At 62.0% G+C, this 12,082-nt stretch carries 13 protein-coding genes; 10 read left to right on the top strand and 3 right to left on the bottom strand.

The features are described from left to right. Window positions 1-40 precede the first annotated feature (40 nt). Together ABGX75_RS12200 and can are read right to left on the bottom strand one after the other, a co-directional pair. On the bottom strand, window positions 41-1,621 hold the full coding sequence (locus ABGX75_RS12200; RefSeq protein WP_128690730.1) for an ABC transporter substrate-binding protein: 1,581 nt from the start codon (window positions 1,619-1,621) through the stop codon (window positions 41-43). A 127-nt stretch (window positions 1,622-1,748) separates the two neighbouring features. After that, a complete protein-coding gene (gene can / locus ABGX75_RS12195; protein ID WP_035409649.1) occupies window positions 1,749-2,399 on the bottom strand; it encodes a carbonate dehydratase in 651 nt (216 codons plus the stop codon). 129 nt (window positions 2,400-2,528) lie between these two features. On the opposite strand from can, the gene gorA reads away from it, so the two are divergent. The 10 genes from gorA to yidD all read left to right on the top strand — a co-directional run bounded on the left by gorA (window position 2,529) and on the right by yidD (window position 11,623). Next, window positions 2,529-3,893, top strand: a complete 1,365-nt coding sequence (gorA, locus tag ABGX75_RS12190) for a glutathione-disulfide reductase (RefSeq protein ID WP_347411424.1) — start codon at window positions 2,529-2,531, stop codon at window positions 3,891-3,893. 239 nt (window positions 3,894-4,132) lie between these two features. Beyond that, entirely contained in the window at window positions 4,133-4,711 is a 579-nt protein-coding gene (gene ectA / locus ABGX75_RS12185) for a diaminobutyrate acetyltransferase (RefSeq protein ID WP_035409657.1), read from the top strand. Between the two features lie 21 nt (window positions 4,712-4,732). After that, entirely contained in the window at window positions 4,733-6,004 is a 1,272-nt protein-coding gene (gene ectB / locus ABGX75_RS12180; RefSeq protein WP_011507175.1) for a diaminobutyrate--2-oxoglutarate transaminase, read from the top strand. Between the two features lie 114 nt (window positions 6,005-6,118). Next, window positions 6,119-6,511 (top strand): ectoine synthase, encoded by a 393-nt coding sequence (locus tag ABGX75_RS12175; protein WP_011507176.1) that lies wholly within the window; start codon window positions 6,119-6,121, stop codon window positions 6,509-6,511. Window positions 6,512-6,923: 412 nt separating this feature from the next. After that, window positions 6,924-7,757, top strand: coding sequence for an ATP-dependent zinc protease (locus tag ABGX75_RS12170; protein WP_035409662.1), 834 nt, complete (start codon window positions 6,924-6,926; stop codon window positions 7,755-7,757). 70 nt (window positions 7,758-7,827) lie between these two features. Beyond that, on the top strand, window positions 7,828-9,336 hold the full coding sequence (locus ABGX75_RS12165; RefSeq protein WP_011507178.1) for an inactive transglutaminase family protein: 1,509 nt from the start codon (window positions 7,828-7,830) through the stop codon (window positions 9,334-9,336). Between the two features lies 1 nt (window position 9,337). Then, window positions 9,338-10,300 (top strand): alpha-L-glutamate ligase-like protein, encoded by a 963-nt coding sequence (locus tag ABGX75_RS12160; protein ID WP_035409666.1) that lies wholly within the window; start codon window positions 9,338-9,340, stop codon window positions 10,298-10,300. An 84-nt stretch (window positions 10,301-10,384) separates the two neighbouring features. Beyond that, window positions 10,385-10,834 (top strand): transcriptional repressor, encoded by a 450-nt coding sequence (locus ABGX75_RS12155; protein ID WP_011507180.1) that lies wholly within the window; start codon window positions 10,385-10,387, stop codon window positions 10,832-10,834. Window positions 10,835-10,863: 29 nt separating this feature from the next. Then, window positions 10,864-11,304, top strand: a complete 441-nt coding sequence (hisI, locus tag ABGX75_RS12150) for a phosphoribosyl-AMP cyclohydrolase (RefSeq protein ID WP_035409670.1) — start codon at window positions 10,864-10,866, stop codon at window positions 11,302-11,304. Window position 11,305: 1 nt separating this feature from the next. Further along, complete coding sequence (yidD, locus tag ABGX75_RS12145) at window positions 11,306-11,623, top strand: membrane protein insertion efficiency factor YidD (RefSeq protein WP_035409673.1); 318 nt, start codon at window positions 11,306-11,308, stop codon at window positions 11,621-11,623. A gap of 37 nt (window positions 11,624-11,660) precedes the next feature. Here the strand turns inward: yidD and ABGX75_RS12140 are convergent, their stop codons facing one another. Continuing rightward, complete coding sequence (locus ABGX75_RS12140) at window positions 11,661-12,071, bottom strand: SufE family protein (RefSeq protein ID WP_011507183.1); 411 nt, start codon at window positions 12,069-12,071, stop codon at window positions 11,661-11,663. Window positions 12,072-12,082 lie beyond the last annotated feature (11 nt).

Below are 12,082 nucleotides of genomic sequence, written 5' to 3'. Positions count from 1 at the left end.
AAGGGCGACGCCGCCGCGTGGCGGCGTCGCAGGCGAGCGCTTATTGCTCGACCACGAGATCCCCGAGGTAAGGGAAGTTCATGACGTTCACCACCGGCTCGAGCTTGACGTTGTTCTTCGACGCCCAGGCGAGATCCTGCCAATGCAACGGCATGAAGGCCGCATCCTCGTACAGCGCCTTCTCGACCGCCTGCAGCATCTCGGCGCGCTTGGCGCGGTCCGTCTCGACATTGGCCTGCGCCACTTTCTCGTCGAGCTCAGGGTTGCAGTAGTTGGCCGCGTTGTACTGGCCGGCTCCGGTCTCGGGGTCCGGGCACTCGGTGAGGTACTGGAACAGGTTGGCGGAATCCTCGGTGTCGGCGTGCCAGCCGATCATCATGATATCCGCGGCGCGATCGTCGAACTCTCCCCAGTACTGGGCCTTGGGCAGCGTCTTGAGGTCCACGTCGACATTGATGCGCGACAGCATGGTGGCGACCGCCTGTGCGATCTTGGCATCGTTCACATAGCGGTTGTTGGGCGCCATCATGGAAACCGAGAAACCGTCCTCGTAGCCGGCTTCTTTCATCAGTTCCTTGGCTTTCTCGACGTCGTACCGCGGTGACAGGCTGTCATTGTGCCCGTCGTAGCCCTTGGGCGACAGCTGCGCGGCGGGTGTGGCGAAGCCTTTCATCAGGCGATCGGCGATGGCCTCCTGGTTGACCGCATAGTTGAAGGCCTGGCGGACGCGCGGGTCCTGGAAGGCTTCCACACGCTTCTGGTTGAGCTGCATGAGGATGATGCGGGTACCCGACATCGTGGTCAGCTCGACGTTCTTGTCGGCCTCGACGCGCTCCAGATCATTGGGCGGCACGGGCGCGATGAAATCGACATCGCCGGACAGCAGGGCCGATACGCGCGTGGCATTCTCGCCGATCGGCGTCAGGACGATGCGGTCGACGTTGCCCGGGGAGTCCTGGTCCCAGTAATCGTCGAAGCGCTCGAACTCGACCTTGACGCCTTGCTGGCGGGACACGACTTCGTAAGGGCCCGTGCCCGACGAGTGCCGTGAGGCGAAGGAGTCGCCGTTCTTGACGATTTCGTCCTTGGGATCGCCTTCTTCCGTCTCGCCGGTGTAGTACTCGCTATCCATGGGGAAGATATAGGTCGCGAGATTGAGAACGAGCGGGTAGGGCTTGTGGGTCTTGATCTCGACGGTATGCTCGTCGATGGCTTTCGCCGAGGCGATGGGGTCGAAGATGGCCTTGAAATCGGCACTGCGCTTGAGACGCTCGATCGTCCACACGACATCCTTGGCGGTAAAGTCGTTGCCGGTATGGAACGTGACGCCGTCACGCAACGTGAACCGCATGGTGGTGTCGTCGATGCGTTCCCAATCGGTGGCCAGACGCGGCTCGAACTTGACGTCTTTCGTCCAGCGGACGAGCGGGTCGTGCGTCAGGTGAGACAGCTGCAGAATGCCGCCGGAGAGTTGTTCGTGGATATCCAGCGATACCGGGTCGGCATCGTAGGCCATGCGAAGCGTCACGGGGTCGCCGGCATCCTCTTGCGCCAGCGCGGGCAGGGGAAGTACGACGGAGGCGCCCAGCAAAGACGCCAGGAGAGTCTTCTTATCGATCATGTTGAAGCCCTATTGTGTATTGTTATGCGACGAGAGTCGTCGGCTTCAACATAAAGAGCTTTGCACGAGTGCGACAATCGAAATCTTGATGGTCGCCATTCACCTGATGAATAACGTCACTCGGACATCATTGTCCCGTCTGTGGCGGCACCGGGTCGAAACGGTGTATGTGCGAGGCATCGTCGAGCTGCGATACCGTGCACTCGAGATCGGTCACGCAGCCATCGGAGAGGCCGTAGACCCAACCGTGGACCGAAAGCGACTGACCGCGCTGCCAGGCACGCTGCACTACCTTGGCTCGGCACAGGTTGGCCACTTGCGCGCGCACGTTGAGTTCGCACATGCGATCGACCTTGTCGTCCAGACTCAGATCCTTCAGGGCCTCGCGATTGACGCTGTAGAGTTCGCGGACGCTGTGCAGCCAGTAATCGATCATGCCGTTGTCGCCACCGGTGACGGCGGCCCGGACACCGCCGCAGCCATAGTGTCCCACCACCATGATGTGTTCGACCTGCAGCACGTCGACGGCGTACTGCACCACCGAGAGAGCATTCATGTCGTTGTGGTAGAGCAGATTGGCCACGTTGCGATGCACGAAGACTTCGCCCGGCGGCAGATCGATGATCTGGTTGGCAGGCACTCGGCTATCCGAACAGCCGATCCAGAGGTAGTCGGGATTCTGCTGATGCGATAACCGCTCGAAGAAGTCGGGATCGCGCTCCTGAACGCCGGCGGCCCATTGACGATTCTGCGTCAGTAGCTTCTTGATATCGCTCATGTAACTCTCTACGAACAAGGAAGGTAAGAGCAACTTTTACCCCGTGTGCTTCCGGGCGTCAATCCGGCCCCTCCCTGAGCGTTCGAGGGACTGTTATCATCTGCGCCATCGCAAACTCAGGAGATCGATGTGGCTCAGTACGATTACGACCTATTTGTCATCGGCGCGGGCTCCGGTGGTGTACGCGCCGCGCGTACGGCCGCCGCTACGGGAGCGCGCGTCGCCATCGCCGAAGATCGCTATCTGGGCGGCACCTGCGTGAACGTGGGGTGCGTGCCCAAGAAGCTTTATTCCTATGCCGCGCACTTTCACGATGCCTTCGATGACAGCGCCGGCTTCGGCTGGACGCTGCCCGAGCCCCCGCGTTTCGACTGGGCCACGCTGCGCGACAACAAGAGCGAGGAAATCAAGCGTCTCAATGGCATCTACGGACGTCTGCTGGAAGGCGCCAACGTCGCGCTGTTCAATGGCCGAGCGCGCATTGCCGGCCCGCATAGCATCGAGATCAACGGCGAGGCGATCACCGCCGAGAAGATTCTGGTCGCCACCGGCGGCTGGCCTTGGGTACCCGACATCGAGGGTGCGGAGCATGCGCTGGATTCCAACCGCGTCTTCGATCTCGACACCTTCCCCGAGCGCTTCCTCGTACTGGGGGGCGGTTATATCGCCGTCGAGTTCGCCAGCATCTTCAACGGGCTGGGCAGCGATGCTCACCTGGTCTATCGCGGCGAGCTGTTCTTGCGCGGCTTCGACCGCGAAGTGCGCGAATTCACGCGTGACGAAATGCAGAAGAAGGGCGTCAACCTGCACTTCGAGGCGACCATCGAACGCATCGAGCCAGTGAATGACGCCTACCGTGTCACACTGAGCAACGGCGAAACCCTGGACGTCGATGTCGTGCTGGCGGCCACCGGCCGGCGCCCGAATCTCGCCGGACTCGGTCTCGACGAGCTGGGCGTGGCCCTCAATCCCGATGGCACCGTGAAGGTCGATGAGCGCTACCAGACGTCGGAGCCCTCGATCCTCGCACTTGGCGATGTCACTGGCGGTCCCGAACTCACGCCGGTCGCCCTCGCCGAAGCCATGCACCTGGTGCAGCATCACTATGGTGACACGCCGCCACGCCCGCTGGAATACCAAAACATCGCCACGGCAGTGTTCTGCCATCCCAACATCGGCACCGTCGGCTTGAGCGAGGAAGAAGCGCGTGAGCAATGCGAGAGCGGCGTGCGCATCTATCGCACCGATTTCCGCCCGATGAAGCACACGCTATCGGGCAGTCAGGAACGTTGCCTGATGAAGCTGGTGGTCGACGATGCCACCGACCGCGTGGTTGGCGCACACATGGTGGGCGACGAAGCAGGCGAGCTCATCCAGGGGATCGCCATCGCCGTGCGAGCCGGCCTTACCAAGACCGATTTCGACGCCACGGTGGGCATCCATCCCACCAGCGCCGAGGAATTCGTCACCATGCGATCGCTGTCACGGCACTGATGCTCCTGACGCATGCGTCACACGAACGGGCCACCCTTGGGTGGCCCGTTTGCGTTGCAGAAACCACTCTCGTCATGCAGGCGTCACATCATTGACTAGACTGTAGGAAGTGCCGTACCTGTCCATTCCAGCTATAATATGAGGTTATCTGATAGCGACACGTCGATAACGTTCCTTTTGATAAATACATAAGCCGCTGTTATTATTGAGAACACATTCGCCATTAGCGAACAATGGATATGACGCCTACAACCGAGAACTTCACGCCTTCCGCCGATCTGGCCCGCCCGAGCGTTGCCGACACGGTCATCGGCAGCGCGAAGAAAACCCTCTTCATCCGTAAGCCCACGACCGACGATGGGTGGGGCATTTACGAACTCGTCAAGGCATGCCCGCCACTGGACGTCAACTCGGGGTACGCCTATCTGCTGCTTGCTACCCAGTTCCGCGATACCTGCGCCGTGGCCACGGACGAAGAAGGGGAGATCGTCGGTTTCGTCTCCGGCTACGTCAAACGCAACGCACCGGACACCTACTTTCTATGGCAAGTCGCCGTCGGCGAGAAAGCGCGGGGTACGGGCCTGGCGCGACGCCTCGTCGAAGCCGTGCTGATGCGCCCCGGCATGGGCGATGTCCGCCATCTCGAAACTACCATCACGCCCGACAATGAGGCATCGTGGGGACTGTTCAAACGCCTTGCCGATCGCTGGCAAGCCCCCCTGAACAGCCGTGAATACTTCTCCACGGGGCAGTTGGGTGGCGAGCACGATCCGGAAAATCTCGTCCGTATCGGCCCGTTCGAGCCGCAACAAATTTGATCCGTCAATCAGAGGCAATCTATGCAGACCCAGATTCTCGAACGCATGGAATCCGAAGTCCGGACCTATTCACGTTCTTTTCCTACCGTTTTCACTGAAGCCAAGGGCGCGCGCCTGCATGCCGAGGACGGCAACCAGTACATCGATTTTCTCGCCGGCGCCGGCACGCTCAACTACGGTCACAACCATCCCAAGCTCAAGCAGGCACTGGCCGATTACATCGCCTCCGATGGCATCGTCCATGGTCTGGACATGTGGAGCGCGGCCAAGCGCGACTATCTGGAAACCCTCGAAGAGGTGATCCTCAAGCCGCGTGGCCTGGATTACAAGGTTCACCTGCCGGGCCCGACGGGTACCAATGCCGTGGAAGCCGCCATTCGACTGGCGCGCAATGCCAAGGGTCGTCACAACATCGTCACCTTCACCAACGGATTCCATGGCGTGACCATGGGCGCGCTGGCCACCACCGGCAATCGCAAGTTCCGTGAGGCCACCGGCGGCATCCCGACCCAGGGTGCCAGCTTCATGCCGTTCGATGGCTACATGGGCGAGGGCGTCGACACCCTGAGCTACTTCGAGAAACTGCTCGGCGACAACTCCGGTGGTCTCGACGTTCCCGCGGCCGTGATCATCGAGACGGTGCAGGGCGAGGGCGGTATCAATCCGGCCGGCATCCCGTGGCTGCAGCGCCTGGAAAAGATCTGCCGCGATCACGACATGCTGCTGATCGTCGACGACATTCAGGCCGGCTGCGGTCGCACGGGCAAGTTCTTCAGCTTCGAGCATGCCGGCATCACGCCGGACATCGTCACCAACTCCAAGTCCCTGTCGGGGTTCGGCCTGCCGTTCGCGCATGTGCTGATGCGCCCGGAACTGGATATCTGGAAGCCCGGCCAGTACAACGGCACGTTCCGTGGTTTCAACCTGGCCTTCGTCACGGCCGCCGCCGCGATGCGTCACTTCTGGAGCGACGACACCTTCGAGCGCGACGTTCAGCGCAAGGGCCGTGTGGTCGAGGATCGCTTCCAGAAGCTTGCCAGCTTCATGACCGAGAAAGGGCATCCGGCCAGTGAACGTGGCCGTGGCCTGATGCGTGGCCTGGACGTCGGTGACGGCGACATGGCCGACAAGATTACCGCACAAGCGTTCAAGAACGGGCTAATCATCGAGACATCCGGCCATTCAGGCCAGGTGATCAAGTGCCTTTGCCCGTTGACCATTACCGACGAAGACCTCGTCGGTGGCCTGGACATCCTCGAGCAGAGCGTCAAGGAAGTCTTCGGTCAAGCCTAAGCCCATTGTTCGTTAGTCCACTAAATTGTCATTCGCAAATGTGTTTACAGTGGACACCGCCTGCGGCCACGAGGTCGCAGGCTTCTTACTCAGACCTGCAGAGGATTGCGCCACATGATCGTTCGTAACCTGGAAGAATGCCGCAAGACCGAGCGCTTCGTCGAAGCCGAAAACGGCAACTGGGACAGCACCCGTCTGGTGCTGGCCGATGACAACGTCGGTTTCTCGTTCAACATCACCCGCATTCATCCGGGTACCGAGACGCATATCCATTACAAGCATCACTTCGAGGCGGTTTTCTGCTACGAAGGCGAAGGCGAAGTCGAAACGCTGGCCGATGGCAAGATCCATCCCATCAAGGCCGGCGACATGTACTTGCTCGATCAGCACGACGAGCACCTGCTGCGCGGCAAGGAAAAAGGCATGACCGTGGCATGCGTGTTCAATCCGGCGCTGACGGGTCGCGAAGTGCACCGTGAAGACGGTTCCTACGCACCGGTCGATTGAACCTTCAGTTGAACCGTACCCGAGAAAGCGCTGCCGAATGGCAGCGCTTTCTTTTGAGGTTTCGTGCGCGTCGGGATCGTCAGACATGTCCCGCACGAGTGTGGGTAGCTAGCAATAAATTGTGGGCCGGAATGTGGGCGAATTCGTGCCGAGCCCGTACGTGGCTGCGCCGACCGACGCGATCCGACAGTCCATCTCGGTCCACGACCCTTTGGTTCGCATAATATATATTATGTTAAATACAGTGTGGGAAACACATCATGTCTGCCCAGCATCCGGCGCTTTATCTCGTCTCATCCATGGACAGTCCAGTCAGCGACTCCGTATGATCAGGCGCAATTTTGCCGAGGCGTGATCCTGACATTCCCTTTCTCGCCTTATCGGTATGGTGCCCGTGACAGGAAAAGATGCTATGCGTACTCGCTCGTTCCTCCTCCCGATATTCTGTGCCGGACTCCTGGCGATGGCCGGCTGCGCGGTTCAGCCCGCACCGGACGCCTCGGACGATCTGACCGCGTCGGCATTCGATGCGCGCATGGAACGCCTCGAGAGCAACCTGGCCTTGCGCTGCACGACCCAGACCGAACTGCTGCGTGTGCAAGCCGAACGCGCGCAGCGCATCGGCAGCGACGTGCGCGATAATGGCCGCCTGCTGCGCCATCTGCGCGCCGATGTCGAAAACATCGGGCAAGAGCCGCGCGTGGTGACTACCTGTCCCATCGAGCGTGGCGACACGGGCAGCAAGGAAATGCTGGGTCGCAACGAATGGGTCGGCTTTCCCACCGTGGGCACGTATCTCAAGGCCCGCATCGACTCCGGCGCCAACACGTCGTCGCTGTCGGCACGCGAGATCACCGAATTCGAGCGCGACGGCGACGACTGGATACGCTTCAAGCTGTCTCTCGAAGACGATGAACCCGTCGTGGACGCCATGCGCGACGAGTGGATCGAGGCGCCGGTGACGCGGCGCGTCAAGATCATTCAGGCCTCGGGAACGGAAAGTCGCCCCGTCATCAGCCTGCTGATGACGCTGGGGCCCCTCAAGCAGCGTGTCGAGTTTACCCTCAACGACCGCTCGCACCTCAGTTATCCCGTGCTGCTGGGCCGGCGCTTTCTCATGGATATCGCGCTCATCGACGTCAGCCAGTCCTATATCCATCCGCGGCCGGAATATCCCGGCGGTGCCAGTGCCGCGGAAGCCGAGAAGGACCAGCAGGACAACGACAGCGAGGAAGAAGACCTCTGAACGGCGCTCCACGGCGCGTTTCGATAACCTCTCTGGGCGGCGTCATGCCGTCCGCTGACAAGGATGACACATGTCACGAGTGCCCTTTTATGTGCTGGTCGGCACCTTGCTGGCCATTGGCATCGTACTGACGGCGTTTCGCTATTTTCACTACGACGTCCCCTTCACGCCGGGTGAGCAACGCCAGGTATGGGAAGTCGAAGCACAGATCAATTTCGACGCCGACAACGGCCCCGTTCGGGTCGACCTCGCCCTGCCCGCCAATCAGCCAGGCTTTCGCCTGCTGACGGAAAACACCGCCTCCTCGGGCTATGGACTCTCCTACCTGCGCGAGGACAACGCCCGCCATGCCCAGTGGGCGATTCGTCAGGCCAATGGGCCGCAGCAGCTCTATTATTCGGCGCAGTTCCTGGTGACCGATGGCGAAGAGGCATTCCTGGCGGAACCGCCGCCACTGCAACGCGATATCGCCTGGGCACGCCCCTACGATACGGCGGCTCGCGAGGTGATCGACCAGGCGCACGCGCGCTCCGCGGATGCCTTCACCTTCACGCGCGAATTGATCAAGGCATTCACCGACCAGCGCCAGGGCGAAAACGCACGATTGCTGCTCTCGCAGTACGAGCGCCCCGTGCTGCTGACGCGCTTGCTCAACCAGGCCGACGTGCACGCCCGCATCGTCAGCGGGCTGACCCTGGAGGACGGCCGCCGGCGCCAGGCGCTCACGTCGTGGCTGCAGGTCTTCGAGAACGACAAATGGGTGCTGATCAATCCGCGTACCGGCGAGCAAGGCAAGCCCGAGAACCTGCTGCTCTGGGAAGCCAAGGGCAATGCCGTGCTCGAGGTCCAGGGCGGGAGCGATTCCCGTGTCAGCTTCTCGATGCTGCGACATAACGAGCCCGCCTCGGTCGCGGTGCGCAACCAGTTCGCCGACGACACGCTGCTCAATTTCTCGATTCACAGCCTGCCCATCGAGGAGCAGGCCCTCTTCAAGACGATTCTGCTGATCCCCATCGGCGCACTGGTCGTCGTGTTGCTGCGGGTGCTCGTCGGGCTCGAGACATCGGGCACCTTCATGCCGGTCCTGATTGCCCTGGCCTTCATCCAGACCACCCTGCTGACCGGCCTGGTCGGTTTCCTGCTGGTGGTCGCCGTGGGGCTGGTCATCCGCAGTTATCTATCGCGACTCAATCTCCTCCTGGTCGCGCGAGTGTCGGCGGTGATCATCACGGTCATCGCCATCATCTCGGTCTTCTCGGTCATGGCCTATCGATTCGGTCTCAACGCTGGGCTGACCATCACCTTCTTCCCGATGATCATTCTCTCCTGGACCATCGAGCGCATGTCGATCCTGTGGGAAGAGGAAGGCCCCAAGGAGGTGCTGAAACAAGGCTTCGGCAGCTTGCTGACCGCCGTGCTCGCCTATCTGGCGATGAACAATCCCTGGGTGCGCCATATCACCTTCAATTTCCTGGGCGTGCAGCTGATCCTGATGGCCGTGATCCTGCTGCTGGGCAACTACACCGGATATCGCCTCCTGGAATTGCGCCGCTTCCAACCACTGGCGAAGGACGACTGACATGTGGGCGACCCCCGCCAAGTTGCAGGCCAAGGGCATCATCGGCATGAACCGCCGCAACATACGCTACATCGGGCGCTACAACGATCGCCGGCTTTATCCGCTGGTCGACGACAAGCTGCAGACCAAGCTGCTTGCCAAGCGCTACGGCATCACCACGCCGGACCTGATCGGCACGGTGACCACTCAGTTCGGCGTCAAGCATGTCGCCGAAATGGTCGAGGCGTACCCCGGCTTCGTGATCAAGCCGGCCAAAGGCAGCGGCGGCAAGGGTATCCTCGTGGTCGAGCGGCAGCAGGATGGCGGCTATATCAAGCCCAGCGGCACGCGCATCGAGCGCCAGGACCTCGAGCGTCATGTCTCGAACATCCTTTCGGGGCTCTATTCGCTGGGTGGCTCGCCGGACGTCGCATTGATCGAGAGCCTGATCGCCTTCGATGAAGTGTTCGCGGCCTATACCTACGAAGGCGTGCCCGATATCCGCGTCATCGTCTTTCGCGGCTATCCCGTGATGGCCATGATGCGACTCTCCACGGCAGCCTCGGACGGCAAGGCCAACCTGCACCAGGGCGCGGTCGGCGTGGGGCTGGATATCACCACGGGCACGGCGCTGCGCGGCGTGCAATTCAACCGCCCTCGTGACGACCATCCCGACACCGGTCATGGGTTGGCGTCACTGCAGGTACCGGGGTGGGACGCCCTGCTCCATCTGGCGGCCAGCTGCTACGAGATGACGGGGCTCGGCTATCTGGGCACCGACATGGTGCTCGACCGCCACCACGGGCCCATGCTTCTCGAGCTCAACGCACGCCCGGGGCTGGCCATTCAAATGGCCAATGGCGAGGGCTTGCGTCGGCGCCTGGACCTGATCGAGAAGCAGCCCGAACCCCGGTCGGTGGAGGCCAGGGTCGCCTTCGCGCAGCAGCATTTCGCCCGTCAGGGCGAACTGGCCGCCACGGCCTGACCCGACGGCCGGTGGCGGGCGTTTCTGGCCCTGTCCGGGGCAACGGCGTAGAATGCCCGCACTCCCGAGAATGATGGTGTTGCGATGCTCGATGCCCATGCGCTACTGACCCAGGCGGAACGCCAGTGCCAAACGCGCGGCGCGCGCTTCACGCCCATACGCCGCCGCGTGCTGGAAATGATCGCCACCGCGCCCGGCGGCCTCAAGGCCTATGATCTGCTGGACCGGCTCGCCGCCGAGCATGCCTCGGCGCGGCCACCGACCGTCTATCGCGCCCTGGAATTTCTCATCGAGCAAGGCCTGGTGCATCGCATCGAGTCGCTCAATGCCTATGTGGCCTGCCCTTGCCCCGAACACGCGCATGGCTTTCAGCTGCTGATATGCCGCGCCTGCGGACGCGTGGAAGAGCTGCACATGGACGAGGTCGGCGAACAGCTCAGCCAAGGGGCAAGACAGCAAGGCTATCGAATCGAACGCCAGACCATCGAATTATTGGGACTATGCGCCGACTGCCATCAGGCGGCATCGGCGTAATCCTTTTCCACGCAAGCGGTGATGCCCACATGACACAGCGGTTCAAGCAGCTCGAGACAGCGGCGCAAGATACTCGCGAAGCCACTCGTGACCTTCTCGATGCCGCGCGCTGGAACGACGCCGGACTGATCCCGGCGATCGCGCAGCAGCACGACAGTGGCGAGGTTCTGATGATGGCGTGGATGAACCGCGCCGCCCTGGAAGAAACCCTCGCCACGGGGCGCGTCTGCTACTGGTCACGCTCGCGCGGCAAGCCGTGGCGCAAGGGAGAGTCGTCGGGTCAGGTCCAGCAACTGGTCACCGCCCACCTGGATTGCGACGGCGACACCCTGCTGCTCGGCGTCGATCAGCAAGGTCCGGCCTGTCATACCGGGCGACGCAGTTGCTTCTACGTGGCTCTCGGCGCGGACACCGCGCATGTCGACAGCGCTCCCCTGGTCGACCCGCACGAACTCTACGGCGAGCGCTGAGATGCGGCCCGGCAAGCGTCGGCCGCTCACGCGCCTGCCGTTCGCACTGCTTTCCTGGGGCATGATCGGGTTATTGCGTGTCTACCAATACGGCATCAGCCCCCTGCTCGGGCCGCGCTGCCGTTTCTGGCCGAGCTGCTCGCAATACGCGGTGGAAGCCATTCAGGTGCACGGCCCGCTGAAGGGTGCCTGGCTGGCGCTCAAGCGGATCGTGAAATGCCACCCGGGCCACCCCGGCGGTGTCGACCCCGTGCCGCCGGGGCCTCACGAGACACCGCGAAAGACGTCCACGCACGACGATGAGCCCTCCTCCCGCTGACGTCGACGTACGCGCGAGCGAGGGCGTCGCGCACCACTCAGGCGGCGCGTTCGGCCACGGAAAAGATCCGCTCCAGCATGGCATGCAGGCCGTTGCTGCGCGTCGGCGACAGGTGCTTGTCGAGGCCGAGCTCGACCAGGAAGTCCGGTGGCGTCGCCTGGATTTCACTGGGGGAACGGTCGTTGTAGATGCGCAGCAGCACGGCGATCAGCCCCGAGACGATCGCGGCATCGGATGTCGCCTCGAAATGCAGGCGCCCTTCTTCCAGCCGGTCATGCATCCAGACATTGGACTGACAGCCCTGGATCTTGGTGTCCTCGCGCTTCAGTTCATCGGGAAACGTCGGCAGTTGCTTTCCCATGTCGATGATGTACTGGTAACGATCCATCCAGTTGTCGAACATGGCAAACTCGTCGACGAGTTCGGCTTGCGCCTCGCGTGCCGTCATGTCGCCTCCTC

This window comes from Chromohalobacter sp., from assembly GCF_039830575.1.
GTDB lineage: Bacteria > Pseudomonadota > Gammaproteobacteria > Pseudomonadales > Halomonadaceae > Chromohalobacter > Chromohalobacter israelensis.
This window is presented reverse-complemented; position numbering and strand designations above follow the sequence as displayed.